The organism is Roseibium hamelinense (genome assembly GCF_007830545.1).
GTDB lineage: Bacteria > Pseudomonadota > Alphaproteobacteria > Rhizobiales > Stappiaceae > Roseibium > Roseibium hamelinense.
In genome coordinates, this window is the sequence record NZ_VLLF01000006.1 from 287,291 (window position 1) to 300,500 (window position 13,210).

The 13,210-nt window shown below is 56.6% G+C and carries 17 protein-coding genes; 6 read left to right on the forward strand and 11 right to left on the reverse strand.

Going from position 1 to position 13,210, the window contains the following annotated elements; all coding sequences use genetic code 11:
* Positions 1 to 2 precede the first annotated feature (2 nt).
* The 3 genes from pgeF to lgt are packed head-to-tail and all read right to left on the reverse strand — an operon-like array spanning position 3 to position 2,733.
* Positions 3 to 773 (reverse strand): peptidoglycan editing factor PgeF, encoded by a 771-nt coding sequence (gene pgeF / locus JM93_RS13875; RefSeq protein WP_145344373.1) that lies wholly within the window; start codon positions 771 to 773, stop codon positions 3 to 5.
* Between the two features lie 23 nt (positions 774 to 796).
* A complete protein-coding gene (locus JM93_RS13880; RefSeq protein ID WP_145344375.1) occupies positions 797 to 1,912 on the reverse strand; it encodes a class I SAM-dependent methyltransferase in 1,116 nt (371 codons plus the stop codon).
* A complete protein-coding gene (gene lgt / locus JM93_RS13885) occupies positions 1,909 to 2,733 on the reverse strand; it encodes a prolipoprotein diacylglyceryl transferase (RefSeq protein ID WP_145344377.1) in 825 nt (274 codons plus the stop codon). Before lgt ends, JM93_RS13880 begins: the two co-directional genes overlap by 4 nt.
* 195 nt (positions 2,734 to 2,928) lie before the next feature.
* On the opposite strand from lgt, the gene JM93_RS13890 reads away from it, so the two are divergent.
* The 5 genes from JM93_RS13890 to JM93_RS13910 all read left to right on the forward strand — a co-directional run bounded on the left by JM93_RS13890 (position 2,929) and on the right by JM93_RS13910 (position 6,015).
* A complete protein-coding gene (locus JM93_RS13890) occupies positions 2,929 to 3,219 on the forward strand; it encodes an accessory factor UbiK family protein (RefSeq protein WP_145344379.1) in 291 nt (96 codons plus the stop codon).
* A 278-nt stretch (positions 3,220 to 3,497) separates the two neighbouring features.
* Positions 3,498 to 3,998, forward strand: coding sequence for a type III secretion system chaperone family protein (locus JM93_RS13895; protein WP_145344381.1), 501 nt, complete (start codon positions 3,498 to 3,500; stop codon positions 3,996 to 3,998).
* Positions 3,995 to 4,816, forward strand: a complete 822-nt coding sequence (gene proC / locus JM93_RS13900; RefSeq protein ID WP_145344383.1) for a pyrroline-5-carboxylate reductase — start codon at positions 3,995 to 3,997, stop codon at positions 4,814 to 4,816. The genes JM93_RS13895 and proC overlap by 4 nt, the downstream gene beginning before the upstream one ends.
* Positions 4,817 to 4,895: 79 nt before the next feature.
* The gene (locus JM93_RS13905; protein ID WP_145344385.1) at positions 4,896 to 5,603 is read left to right on the forward strand and encodes a TetR/AcrR family transcriptional regulator; all 708 of its coding nucleotides are present in this window, start codon (positions 4,896 to 4,898) and stop codon (positions 5,601 to 5,603) included.
* A 70-nt stretch (positions 5,604 to 5,673) separates the two neighbouring features.
* Positions 5,674 to 6,015 (forward strand): tRNA-binding protein, encoded by a 342-nt coding sequence (locus JM93_RS13910; protein WP_145344387.1) that lies wholly within the window; start codon positions 5,674 to 5,676, stop codon positions 6,013 to 6,015.
* Positions 6,016 to 6,032: 17 nt separating this feature from the next.
* Here the strand turns inward: JM93_RS13910 and JM93_RS13915 are convergent, their stop codons facing one another.
* Genes JM93_RS13915 through JM93_RS13925 form a run of 3 tightly spaced genes read right to left on the reverse strand, consistent with a single transcriptional unit; the run spans position 6,033 to position 8,773 of the window.
* A complete protein-coding gene (locus JM93_RS13915; RefSeq protein ID WP_145344389.1) occupies positions 6,033 to 7,427 on the reverse strand; it encodes an ATP-binding protein in 1,395 nt (464 codons plus the stop codon).
* Positions 7,428 to 7,466: 39 nt separating this feature from the next.
* Positions 7,467 to 8,162: a response regulator gene (locus tag JM93_RS13920; RefSeq protein ID WP_145344391.1), complete on the reverse strand. Its 696-nt coding sequence runs from the start codon at positions 8,160 to 8,162 to the stop codon at positions 7,467 to 7,469.
* Positions 8,162 to 8,773: a MarR family winged helix-turn-helix transcriptional regulator gene (locus tag JM93_RS13925; RefSeq protein WP_145344393.1), complete on the reverse strand. Its 612-nt coding sequence runs from the start codon at positions 8,771 to 8,773 to the stop codon at positions 8,162 to 8,164. Before JM93_RS13925 ends, JM93_RS13920 begins: the two co-directional genes overlap by 1 nt.
* A gap of 250 nt (positions 8,774 to 9,023) precedes the next feature.
* Here JM93_RS13925 and JM93_RS13930 point away from each other — a divergent pair, with 250 nt between their 5' ends.
* Positions 9,024 to 9,926, forward strand: coding sequence for a branched-chain amino acid aminotransferase (locus JM93_RS13930; RefSeq protein WP_145344395.1), 903 nt, complete (start codon positions 9,024 to 9,026; stop codon positions 9,924 to 9,926).
* A 72-nt stretch (positions 9,927 to 9,998) separates the two neighbouring features.
* Here the strand turns inward: JM93_RS13930 and JM93_RS13935 are convergent, their stop codons facing one another.
* From JM93_RS13935 to JM93_RS13955, 5 genes are all read right to left on the reverse strand, one after another.
* Positions 9,999 to 11,297 carry a multidrug effflux MFS transporter gene (locus tag JM93_RS13935; RefSeq protein WP_244300843.1) on the reverse strand — a complete coding sequence of 433 codons (1,299 nt, stop codon included), beginning with the start codon at positions 11,295 to 11,297 and terminating at the stop codon, positions 9,999 to 10,001.
* A gap of 138 nt (positions 11,298 to 11,435) precedes the next feature.
* Complete coding sequence (locus JM93_RS13940) at positions 11,436 to 11,897, reverse strand: molybdenum cofactor biosynthesis protein MoaE (RefSeq protein WP_145344397.1); 462 nt, start codon at positions 11,895 to 11,897, stop codon at positions 11,436 to 11,438.
* 5 nt (positions 11,898 to 11,902) lie between these two features.
* Positions 11,903 to 12,154: a molybdopterin converting factor subunit 1 gene (gene moaD / locus JM93_RS13945; RefSeq protein ID WP_145344399.1), complete on the reverse strand. Its 252-nt coding sequence runs from the start codon at positions 12,152 to 12,154 to the stop codon at positions 11,903 to 11,905.
* Positions 12,155 to 12,191: 37 nt separating this feature from the next.
* Positions 12,192 to 12,767 (reverse strand): CDP-diacylglycerol--glycerol-3-phosphate 3-phosphatidyltransferase, encoded by a 576-nt coding sequence (gene pgsA / locus JM93_RS13950; protein WP_145344401.1) that lies wholly within the window; start codon positions 12,765 to 12,767, stop codon positions 12,192 to 12,194.
* Between the two features lie 133 nt (positions 12,768 to 12,900).
* On the reverse strand, positions 12,901 to 13,200 hold the full coding sequence (locus tag JM93_RS13955; RefSeq protein WP_145344403.1) for an HlyU family transcriptional regulator: 300 nt from the start codon (positions 13,198 to 13,200) through the stop codon (positions 12,901 to 12,903).
* Between the last annotated feature and the right edge of the window lie 10 nt (positions 13,201 to 13,210).

Sequence of the window (13,210 nt, forward strand, 5' to 3'; positions counted from 1 at the left end):
GGTCATGTCTCCTGCGTCAGAACGATCGCCGAGATCAGGCGGCCGTAGTCGGGCTCCTTGCGATGGGTGGTCCTGCGGTAGGAGAAAAAGCGCTCCTCGTCGGCATAGGTGCAAAGGGCCAAATCTTCCACATGCCCGCATCCGGCGGCTTTCAGGCGGGATACCACATAACCTGGCAGATCAAACATGAGATGGCCCGGCCGGTTCGACGGTCCAAAGAAGGTGTTATTAAACTCATCTTCAGCAGTAAAATGCCCGTGAAATTCTGGGCCGACTTCATAGCATGATTGCGAGATCGTTGGTCCGAGTGTTGCGGTAATCCGGGCCCTGTCCGCACCAAGATCTTCCATGGCTGCGAGTGTGTTCTCCAACACACCGCCAATCGCCCCTTTCCAACCGGAATGGGCCGCGCCGACAACGCCCGCATCCGGGTCAGCAAAAAGAACGGGACCGCAATCGGCTGTCGAAATCCCAATCGCCAATCCAGGCCGGTCCGTCACCAGCGCATCTGCTTTTCGGTCCGCTTCGTCGCGCCAGGGCGTTTTTACCTTGATCACGTCCGGTGAATGGATTTGGTAAGGCGTCAGGAGATGATCGGGGGCTACTCCCAAATTTTCCGAAACCCGGCGGCGGTTTTCCCTGACGTGGTCTGTGTTGTCGTTAGAGCCGAGCCCTATGTTCAAACTGCCATAGATTCCGGTTGAGATACCGCCTTGCCGGGTGAAAAAGGCATGGCGTATGCCTGGTTTTTCAAGGGCGGGTGCGACGATCATGATAAAGACCTTATTTGCCGGGCTCAGCGGGATCCTGAGCCCATGTGGGAGCTGCTGTCAAATGGGTGGAGGCGACCTTGCCCGCCCGTGAGTGCCAGCACCTTGAACAGGTCCCCCATTTGGTTCGGCGCCGCGAGCCGCTCCACCGCGTCCCTGATTGACTCCTGTTCCTGGTGCGATTTGCCCGTTCCAAGACGCCCGGCGCGTTCCAGCAAACCCATTTTCAAGAGAAAGTCGCCCTGAGTCATAGGCGGAAGAGAACGGGCCCCTGCTGATTGGGCCGCAGCAGCCAGGGCTTCGAAGTTCACATGCGCCGTGACGTCCGCGTGACCGGGATGGGCAAGCACCGGGTCGGGCTTTTGCCTGTACAGCGCTTGCAACGTCTCTCCGGGGACCGTTTGCAAGTAACCGTAGTCGATAATCAATGCCAAGCCGCCGTATGTCTTGAGGCGCAGGCCAATCTCCTCGGCGACCGCGTTGCCGGCTGGCTGTGTTTCGAGAATGGATCCGGTGGGTGCCATGGCGGCTGAAACCGGGATCTGATGCTCAGGAAGCACGGCCGAACCAATGCCGAAGGCGAGTGCTTCTTGTGCATCCAGGCCAACCATACGCTCGCGCCAGCCGTTCTCTGTCTTGACGAATTGGTGGATCGGCAAGGCATCAAAGAACTCGTTGGCAACGAGCAGAACCGGTGCGGCCGGCAGTTCCGTGATGCTTTTAAGAAAGTCGGGAGCAAGAGGCGCGCCTTTCAGCTTGTCCAACTGTATTTCCCTGAGCCGGGAGCTGGTCTCCACAAGACACAGTTTTGCAGCGCTTAGGAAATCCGGGCGGAGCTTTGCGGTGCGCAACAGATCGGCCATCAAGGTTCCGCGCCCCGGGCCCAATTCGGTGAGAACGAAGTGATCAGGCCGTCCCGCTGCATCATAAGCGCCGATGAGACACGCTGCGATCAATTCGCCAAACATCTGGCTGACCTCAGGCGCTGTGATGAAATCGCCGTCTGCTCCGAAAGGCTCCTTGGTGGCGTAGTAGCCGTCCGTCGGATCGCTCAGACATGATGCCATGTATTCGGCAACGGAAATCGGCCCGCTTGCCGCGATTTGTGCTTTGAGACGGTCTTTCAGGGGCAGCGCGGTCATATGGCGGCCGGCGTCCGGCGGGCCGACCATATCATGACGCCGAGGCCGACAAGGATCATGGGCAGCGACAGGAGAATGCCCATCGTCAGAAACCCGGAAAGGTAGCCGATATGTGCATCGGGGACGCGGTAGAGCTCGGCGATCGAGCGGGTTACGCCGTATCCAAACGCAAATGCCCCGGCGATGAATCCCGGCTTTTCAAGCATTTTGTACCGGTGGCTCACAAGGCGAAGGACAAAGAACAGTAACACCCCTTCCAGCGCAGCCTCGTAGAGCTGGCTGGGATGGCGCGGTTCGGGACCGGCGCCCGGAAAAACCATAGCCCACGGGACATCTGATGGTCTTCCCCAGAGCTCGGCATTTATGAAGTTGGCAATCCTGCCGAAGAACAGACCGATTGGAGCCGCGCACCCGGCGAGATCGAAGAGGGTCCAAATAGACAGACCCCGGCGCCGGGCAAATAGGATCATTGCGATGACGGTGCCGGCAAACCCGCCATGGAAAGACATGCCGCCGGACCACACAGCAAGGGCTTCACCGGGATTGGCAAGGTAGTAAGCCGGGTTATAGAACAGCACATAGCCTAGCCGGCCGCCAATAATGATGCCGAGCGTCCCCCAAACGACGAAATCATCGAGATCCACCGGTGTCGGCCGTGCTTTTCCGCCCCAGAGCGCGTCATTGAGAACCAGGCGGCGCATGTAGCGCCAGGCAAGCAAAATGCCGACGATATAAGCCAGTGCGTACCAGCGCAGGGCAAATGGACCGACTTCGATGATGACCGGATCGATGACGGGAAAGGGCAACACGAAGAGCGACACGCTCACATCCTCAATTGATAACAGGCCGTTGGGCCGATGATTGTAGTCAAGCGTCCCGGCCTCTCAGGTGTCTTTGGCCAGACGCTTGCCCTCTTGTCCGACCTGCGTCAAGAGGACCGCCGGGTGTCGGTTGCCGCTTGAAGTTCTTCATAAATACTCATACCTGTCGGTCAGGCCATGAAAAAGGAGCGCCCGATGACACAGGGTCCAAACCGTCTATTGGACGATTTTGCAAAATTGATGACCGATGCAGCCGGTGTTGCCCAGGGCGCCCGCCGTGAAGTTGAGACCGCATTCCGGGCACAGGCGGAGCGGTTTTTGTCGGATATGGACCTGGTGACACGTGAAGAGCACGATGTTGTGAAGGATCTGGCAACCCGGGCCTTGGACCGTATCGACGAACTCGAGGCGCGCCTTGAAGCGCTTGAGGGAAAAACCGCGGGAAAATCGAAAAAGGCAACCGAAAAGCCGGCTAATGAAGGCTGACGGCGCGCCCTGATTCAGGCGATTTTTTTGACCATATTCTTCTCCCCAGATGGTTGCAGGCAAGAGATTCGTCCACAGGTTTGAGGCCGGCGAGTGTTTCAGATAGCACCTGCTTAACTCTATGCTGTTCTAGTATTGAATCTTAACAGGGATTCGTCGGGGCATGATCGAACCGCTTCAAGTGGTCAGGATGCTCCTCCGACTTGGGACATATCCGGCGGCCACGCCCGGTTTCCAATCGGGCTCTCGCGCCTCCGGCTCGAAAGGGGAGAAGGCGCATGAGCCTCATCGAGTTCGAATTCGAGCGACCTGACAATCCCGTCGACACCATCGAAACTGTTGCCGCGTTAAACGATTGGCTGTTCGAGAGATCAGCCGACGACGAGATTACGATCTCTATGTCGGGCGCATGGTGCGACTATCACGTTTCATTTTCCTGGATGGAAGAAGTCGAGGCGCTGCATCTTGCCTGCGCGTTCGACCTGAAGGTCACCGAGCTCCGGAAAACAGAAATCATCAAGCTGCTGGCGCTCGCCAATGAGCAGCTCTGGATGGGCCATTTCGATCTGTGGCACAAAGAGGGCGTGGTCATGTTCCGGCAGTCCCTTGTACTTGCCGGCGGCGCCGAAGCCAGTTCATCCCAAATTGAATCCATGCTTTCCAACGCGTTGGAAAGCTGTGAACGCTACTACCAGTCTTTCCAATTTGTCGTGTGGGCCGGACACACTGCTACACAGGCGATTGATACGGCTCTTTTCGAGACCGCAGGAGAAGCATGATTTTTTCAAAGGACCGCCCCTTTTTGCTTGTGGGTGCAGGCAAAATGGGCGGGGCCATGCTGGCCGGTTGGATGGCGGAAGGCGTTGAGCCTTCTGCCGTCGTCATTTCAGACCCTTCGCCTTCAGAGGAGGTCGTCAAGCTTATTCAGACTCACCAGATCCGCCATGTCACGGTACCAGACAGTGGTCTTCGGCCTGCTGTCATCATGGTTGCTGTTAAACCTCAGCTGATGGATGCCGTATTGCCCACCCTCTCCGGATGCGTTGAACCGGACACGTTGCTGCTGTCAGTTGCGGCAGGGACGCCAGTTTCGAAATTCAAAGGTGCCTTTGGAGATGTTCCCATCGCGCGCGCCATGCCGAACACGCCTGCGATGGTTGGCCGGGGAGTTACGGCGGTCTATCCCAATGACAAGGTAACAGAGGCTCAAAAGCAGACTGTCGGCCAGCTGTTGTCGGCCGTAGGCAATGTCGTCTGGCTGGACAGCGAGGAACAGATCGACCTTGTCACCGGTGTAAGCGGGTCGGGACCGGCCTATGTGTTTTGGCTTGCGGAATGCCTTGCTCAAGCTGGAGTTGAAGCAGGTTTGCCGAAAGACACTGCGCATCAGCTTGCAGTGGCGACAGTAACCGGGGCTGGTGAACTCATGCATCAGTCTGAAGAAACACCGTCTGCCTTGCGAAAGAATGTCACATCACCCAATGGGACAACCGCAGCCGCGCTCGATGTTCTTATGGCGGACACCGGCATGGAGCCGTTGATGGTGCGAGCCGTTGCCGCTGCCGTGAAACGGGCAAAAGAGCTCGCCGCAGCATAATCACGCCTTCGGTTTGCCTGATGGTCTTTGCGCCGCCGTGCGTCCGTCCTATGTTTATGGGAAGTTACGGAGGATTTCGATGGCTACTGCCAAGACGCGCCAGAAAATTATGAAAACCTTTCAGGAGCTGGTTGCCGAAAACGGCTACAGCGAAGTGAGCTTGGTCCAGCTCGCCGAAGCTGCGGATGTAAAGCTGTCTGTTTTACGCGAAAGCTACGATTCAAAAATCGATCTTGTGAAAGCGTTTTCCCGCGAAATCGACAGCGCGGTTTTGGACGAACGGGACGATGACATGGGTGATCAACCGGCCCGAGACCGGCTGTTTGACGTGCTAATGACCCGGATAGACCATCTTGCTCCTCACAAGCCGTTTGTACGGGCCCTGTATGAAGCGGCCCGAACCGACCCGGTTTTGGCGCTGGAGTTCAATGCAATCGCTGTCAAATCCCAGGCATGGATGCTTGATGCTGCCGGAGTTGAATTGGGTGGGCTCAAGCGGGCTGCAACGGTGCAGGGTCTAGCGATTGCGTTTGCGCGCGTCGTGGAGACCTGGCTCGGCGAGGACGATGAAGGAATGCCACGCACCATGTCCAAGCTGGACAAGGAACTGGATGAGGGGGTGTCCTGGATGAAGCGCCTCGACCGGTTGGATGGTTTTCTGAAGTTCGCTGGCCGCCTCGGGTCCAGGGCTCGCAAAATGCAGCGGCGCGGCAAACATAAAACCGCCCGCACGCAGGCTCCGGAGCCGGCCCTGGATGATAGCGAAGAAGTGCCGACCATGCATTGACCTATCGTCACCTTGCACAATCCGGACAAGGGCGGCAGAGTGCCGCCGTTTTGATGTGAGGTGTGTTGATATGAGCGAACAGATTTCCTTTGACGATTTTTTGAAAGTCGATATCCGCGTTGGCAGAGTTGTGGAGGCGGAGGAATTTCCAGAAGCGCGCAAGCCTGCCTATAAACTTCGGATCGATTTCGGACCGGAGATTGGGATTAAAAAAACGTCTGCGCAAATCACGAAGCACTACACACCCGAGACTCTGCATGGACGGCTTGTCATGGCCGTGGTCAATTTCCCGCCGCGGCAGATTGGTCCCGTGATGTCTGAAGTCCTCACCTTGGGCGTACCGGATGAGAATGGCGAAGTGGTGCTCCTGACCCCGGAACGCGATGCACCGATCGGGGGCCGGCTTTACTGAATGCAGCACTGGGAAAGCTAGCTCGGAATTCTGATGCGGGCCCGCAGGCCGCCCAAGGGGCTGTCTTCCAAAAACAAGTCGCCGCCATGCGAGCGGGCAATGTCCCGGGCAATCGCAAGTCCGAGACCGCTTCCCGACTGGTCCTGGTTTCTAGCGCTGTCGAGCCGCTGAAACGCTCGTGTTGCGGAGTCGCGCTGACCCTCGGGAATGCCAGGCCCGTTGTCATCGACCACAAGGGTGAGCCAGTTGTTCTTGTTCGTTCCGCTCAGGACAACCTTGCTGCCGTATTTCGCAGCATTTGTTACAAGGTTCGATAAGCCGCGCTTGATGGCCAGCCGCCGGATGGCCACCTCTTGATCACCTTCGAACGAGGTCTTTAAGGGGCGGCCCGAAATTTCCGCTTCTTCTTCGAGTTCCTCGAAGATCAGACCAAGATCGGTGAATTGGACAGCTTCGTCACCATCACCCCGGGCAAAGGCAAGGTAGTCCTCGAGCATGGTGGTCATCTCATCGAGATCCTTGCGCATGCCCTCTGTTTCGGGTGTCTCACCCAACAAAGTGAGTTGCAGCTTAAGGCGTGTCAGGATCGTTCGCAGGTCATGACTGACGCCAGCCAGCATTGTCGTGCGCTGATCCATCTGACGCTCGATCCGCCGGCGCATCTCAATAAAGGCCTGACCGGCGCGGCGCACCTCGCGAGCGCCACTGGCCCTGAAATCAATCACAGGACGGCCTTTTCCGAAGGCCTGGGCCGCGTCGGCAAGCCGAACGATCGGGCGGATCTGATTGCGCAAGAACACCATGGCAATTACGATCAGCACCAGGGAAGTTGAAAACATCCAGACCAGGAAAATGTGCGAATTTGAGGCATAGGCCTGACTGCGCCTGGCAAATACGCGCAGAATTTCATTTTTGAGCTGAATACGGATTTCGACAAAACGCGATCGCCCAACCGTGTCGATCCAGAACGGCTTACCGATCCGTTCGCTTATTTCGCGGCTTAGCCCTTGATCAATGACATCAAAGTAGGGTTTTGGAGCTGGGGCGGGCAGGGGCTCGAGCGGGAGGATGGACACACTCAGTTCCAGTGCGTCGCGGGCCATTGTTTCGATCCGCTCATGGCTTTCTTCCTGGGGGTAGTTCTCCAGTACATAGACAATCGCGGCAATTTCCCGGACGATGGCCTCCGACATGCGGCGCGACACTAGATCGTAGTGCCGCTCCATAAAAACGATGACCAGAACGGATTGCAGCACCAGAATCGGTACCACGATGATCAGCAGTGCCCGGGTGTACAGGCCTTTGGGCATCACCTGATAAAGCCAACGTGATCCTGCCTTGTAGGCTGAAAACACAAGGCTGAATGGGAACGGCAGCCGGCGGTTGGAGAAAAAGTGGTTCAAGCTGGCCATTGGAGGCCTTTCCAACCGGTCTGGTGTGTGAGTTTCTGCTTAGTCGCAGGCAAGACGGTACCCAATTCCTCTAACGGTCTGAAGGTAGATAGGATTGGCCGGGTCGACCTCGATTTTGCGGCGCAGCCGGTTGATTTGCACATCCACCGTCCGTTCGCCCAGGCCGCTGTCATCTCCCACGATCTTGTGCCGGGGCACGGTGGCGCCGGGTTGCTCGGCAAATATCGACAGGATCTGTTTTTCCCTGTCTGTGAGCCGGACAGGTGTCGTGCCGTTTTTCAGTTCGGCGCGGGATGCGTTGTAGACAAACGGGCCGAATTTGATCTCTTCGATAAACTCGGGCTGCTTGGGGCCGCCCCTGCGCAAGATGGCAGACATACGCAGCATCAGTTCGCGCGGCTCGAAGGGTTTCGGCAAGTAATCATCTGCACCGACTTCAAGCCCGGCAATCCGGTCGGCAGCGTCGGAGCGCGCCGTCAGCATCAAGATCGGTACGTCGGACTGCGTCCGTAGGTCCCTGGCCAGTTCAAGCCCTGTTTCACCGGGCATCATGATATCGAGGATCAGTAGATCAAACGCCAGGCCGGTCATGCACTTGCGTGCTTCTGCTGCGTTCGCGGCAGCTGTCACCCGGTAGCCGTTTTCTGAAAGGATCCGCGACAGCAAATCGCGTATCCGCTGGTCATCGTCAATCAGAAGAATGTGGCTCGCATTGTCGTCAAGTGCCGTTGCCATCAACGTGTCTCCTGATCGTTGAATAGTTGCGTCCCGTCAGGATCGGCCTTCAGGGCGGGGTCGTCGCTGCGCAAGAGTTTTGCAACTTCAACACGCGAGTCCGGATTGATCATGTGAAACAGAAACTTGCGTGTGACGGCCTTCTCATCTTCAGACATGTTTTTCATGGCCTGATTGAGGCGTCCCGCCTGCAGGCTCGCCAGCCGCATTGCCAAACTGTGGCCTTTCTCGGTGGTTTTCAAACGTCGTTGCCGCCGGTCGTTTTCCCCTGGCTTTTGCTCAATGAAATCCTCGTCAACGAGCTGTTTCAAAACACGCCCGAGGCTTTGTTTTGTAATGCGCAGGACACTGAGCAGATCGGTGACCATGATGCCGGGATTTCGATCAACGAAATGCAATACCCTGTGGTGAGCCCGGCCAAAATCAAACTGAGCAAGCACATCATCCGGATCGCTGGTGAAGTCGCGATAGGCGAAAAACAGAAGCTCGATCAAGTCGTAAGGGGGAGAGCTATGGTCTGCGTCAGGGCCAGTCTTTTTCCCATTGCCATCACTGGCCAAGAGATCACCGGCCCGTTCAGAATGAAGCCTATTGAAATTTACGTCAGCCATATTGACTTATTTTCGGTCGATTGTTACTGAATAAGGGTCCTTGACGAAATGATTGATCGATGTGGCGCGTATTTAGGCAATTTGCCTCCCGCCGAATCCCTCCTTCATTCGCTAAGACAAAGATACCGGGAGTTTGACAGGCTTGCAAAATGCCGTGCGCTTGAATGACCAAAATTCAAGCAACGGCGTGTTGTTACCTTCAAGAATATGAATTGCCGACAATCGGCCGCGGATGGCGTGGAGAATAAAGATGGCAGGTCTGCCCTTCGATCAGCGAGACGGAGAAATCTGGTGGGACGGGACGTTTGTTCCCTGGAGTGAGGCAAAGCTGCATGTGCTCAGCCATGGTCTTCACTACGCCAGCAGCGTGTTCGAAGGAGAGCGTGCCTACGGTGGCCGCATTTTCAAATCCGAAGAACACACCGCACGCTTGCATGAATCCGCCCGGGTCCTGGGGTTCGAAATTCCCTATAGCGAAGCAGTCATCAATGCGGCGAAAGACGAACTTCTGCAGCGCATGAACCTTGTCGATGCCTATATCCGCCCGGTTGCCTGGCGCGGTAGTGAGATGATGGGCGTTTCTGCCCAGGCAAACACGATTCATCTGGCCATCGCAGCCTGGGAATGGCCAAGCTATTTCAAGCCCGAAGAGCGCCTCAAGGGCATCCGGCTGGATATGGCTCAATATCGCCGTCCCGATCCGGCAACCGCGCCGTTCAAGTCAAAAGCGGCCGGGCTTTACATGATCTGCACGCTCTCCAAGCATGAAGCGGAGCGCAAAGGATACGCTGATGCGTTGATGCTTGACTGGCGTGGCCAAGTTGCGGAAGCGACCGGTGCAAATGTGTTTTTCGTGAAGGACGGCAAGATCCATACACCAACGCCGGACTGCTTCCTCGATGGCATCACCCGCCGCACTGTGATTGATCTCGCTAAACGGCGTGGTTTTGACCTCATTGAGCGGGTCATTATGCCGGACGAGTTGGAGACCTTTGAACAGTGCTTCCTGACCGGCACCGCGGCAGAAGTCACGCCGGTTTCTGAAATTGGCCCCTACACGTTTGAAGTCGGCGAAATCACCAAAGCTTTGATGACCGATTATGACGCGGTAGTGCGTCCGAGCGCGCCGCAGCTTCAGGCCGCCGCCGGCTGAAAGAATGTCATGGCTTCGACCAACAAGCGGCGGCCGGTTGGCCGCCGTTTTCACAAGGTCCGTTGAAATGGACTATTCGTTGTGAGAGCGGAACAGCTTGCCGCTTTCAGCGTAAAGGATCGCGGCCAGAGCGCCGAGCCCATAGACGGCAAAGGCCAACCCCAGCGGCTGGACGGTTCCGTTGAACAGCTGGCCCATGGCATAGCCCAGCATTGCACCGCCAAGTGTCGAGACAAAGCCGATGACCGAAGAAGCCGTGCCGGCAATCGCCCCAAGTGGTTCCATCGCCATGGCATTGAAGTTGGCGCCAATGAAGCCGAAGCTTGCCATCAGCACTCCAGATAGCCCAACAAACAGCCAGAAATTGATATCCCCCAAAAGGGCCAGCCCCAGTATCACGGCGCCGAATACCGTGAAAACAATGACGGCTACATGAGACAAACGCCGCATTCCGATGGCTTCTACCAGTTTGGAATTGGCAAAAGACGCGCCTGACATGGCAAGCGCAATTGCCGCAAAGACGATCGGGAACCAAACACCCAAATCGTACACATCCACGAAGATTTGCTGCGACATCGTGATGAACGAAAAAAGGCCGCCGAACACAAAGGTCAACGCGATCATGTAGCCGAAACTGTCCCGCGTCAGAAGCGTTGTGAGATAGGCTTTGGAGATGGCATCAAAATCCAGTTTTTGGCGGCGCGCGCGCGGCAATGTCTCTGGAAGTCGTATGAGGCACCAGGCAAACAGCAGTATGCCGGCGCCAAGCAGAAGCGTGAAGATCCAGCGCCAGCCTGCTGCCAGCAGGATCGCCTGTCCGATAGAGGGGGCGATGATTGGCACGACCATGAAAACCATCATGACCAGCGACATGACCCGGCCCATCTGGCGGCCGGAGAAGCAGTCCCGAACAACCGATGTGGCAATCACACGTGTGGCGGCGCAGCCGATGCCTTGAATGACGCGTGCAATCAAAAGCTGATCCAGCGTTTCGGACATCAACGACCCGACACTTGCCAATGCATAAAGCGCAAGGCCACCAAGGAGTATGGCCTTCCGTCCATAAGCGTCGGAGATCGGCCCGTAAAACAGCTGAGCGCCCCCAAAGCCGAGGAGATAGGCCACCAGAACCTGCTGCCTGTCGTTCTCATGCGCGATCTGAAGCGCGTTGCCAATGTCCGGAAGCGCCGGAAGCATCACGTCCATCGCCAAGGCGTTGAGCGCCATTAGACTGGCGATCATCGCGACGAATTCATAAAAATGCATGCCCGTGGAGCTTTGCGCCGGATGTTTGGGCGGAATTGCCGGATCAGCATCAGCGGAGGGATCAAGGTCGCGGGGGCGATCAGTATGAGATGCGTCTGCGCGCATTCGTGCTCCTTGAGATGGCGCGGCCATCATTCTCAATAACTCAGTGTATCACGCAATGCTTGCCTGAAACTGAGCAAAACAACTCTAAATGTTATAGATTCTTTTTTGGTTAACCATCCTGTACGGCTTCGGCCAAAGCTATTGCCAGCGCGCGGCGTCGGCGTCGTCAGCAGATTTGGCCTCCACCCAACTGCCGGTTCCCCCTTCTTTGAGATGTTCCTTTTTCCAGAACGGGGCCCGGGTTTTCAAAAAATCCATAAGAAAATCAGATGCCTCGAATGCGGCGCGGCGATGACTTGAGGCCGCAGCCACAAAGACGATCTGTTCGCCAGGCCTGATTTTACCGAAGCGATGAATAACCGAAAGTCCGGTCAACGGCCAACGATTTGCAGCCTCCTGCGCAATCCGGCCGATTTCAGCTTCGGCCATGCCCGGAAAATGCTCAAGTTCCAGCGCTTCAAGCCGGCCACCTTCGTCTCTGCAGTATCCGGTAAAGGTGACGACCCCACCCACGTCGGAGCGTCCTGCCGTCAGCTTCTTGATTTCCGCTTCAGGATTGAAATCATCCGCCTGAACCCGGACGCTGGGGACAATTGCCATTCCTGTCAGCCCCCGGTCATGGGGGGAAACAACGCCACTTCTTGCGTGTTGCCGAGCGGTTCGTGCGGCTCAACATGCATCTGGTCGAGCGCAACCCGAATGACTTCTTCGTCGGCAAGCGCAAGCGCGTGATTGTCGTCGAGTGTCTTCAGATGGGCGATCAGGTCCTTTACAGTCGTAACATCTGCCGGAAGCTCCAGCGTTTCTTCCTCAACACCGACTTTCTCTCGGACCCAGGCAAAATAGCGGATCTTCATGGGCGGACGTCCTCAAGGGTTTGCGTTCGGGGCGGCGTCAGTCTTCCGAGATGAGGTGAACAATCCCGGCGCGAAAATAGTCGTATCCGGTATATAGCGTGAGTATGGCTGCGATCCAAAGCGCCGTCAGACCGGCGAGCTGGGTCCCGGGCAAGATGGTTTCCCCAGCTGGGCCGGCAAGCAAAAGAGCAATTGCAACCAGCTGGACTGTCGTTTTCCATTTTGCGAGTTTCGTCACCGGCACACTGACCTGCAGTTCGGCCAGAAACTCGCGCAGGCCTGACACCAGAATTTCCCGGCACAAAATGATGATGGCTGCCAAGAGCGACCAGCCACCGATGTCGCGCGATGCTGCGAGCATTAAAAGCGAAACCGACACCAGCAACTTGTCGGCTATCGGGTCCAGCATTTTTCCAAGTGCCGACTGCTGCTGCCAGGCGCGCGCCAGATAGCCGTCAAAGAAGTCAGTGATTGCCGCGATTATAAAGATCGCCAGGGCAATCCAGCGTGGCGTCGTGCCTTCAAAGTAAAAGCAAGCTGCCACAGCAGGAACAGCTGCGATCCGGCCGTAGGTCAGGATATTCGGAAGACTGAAAACGACGCTTCGTTTCATGGGGTCCAATATTCAACTTGCAGTGAGACCGGCGGAAACACTCATGGGCAGTTGACCATATCAATCTGGCCAATCGGATGTTTGTCAACGCCAACACTCGGGAACGGATAACGGGCCGCGAAAGCCAGCAGGCTCATTCAAAAATGCCATCGCCCTGCTGATCAATCATCATTTGGGCTTTTCGCACCATGTGGGATGCAGCTTCATCGGCGCTGGACAGGGTGTCAGCACGTATGAAGATATGTGTTTTTGTCTCGTCGCCCGCCGGTTTTTCGATACGCCCGGCAACCTGCCATTGGCCGTTGATCTGACGGGGCTCGGGAACGATGACGAAACCTTCATGGTTGACCGCAGGCATTTCTTTGCTCGCCGGTTTTGCCGGTGCTGCATCTCCACCGCCTGCGAACAAACCCCTGATCAGTTTGCCTATCATGTTTGTGTCC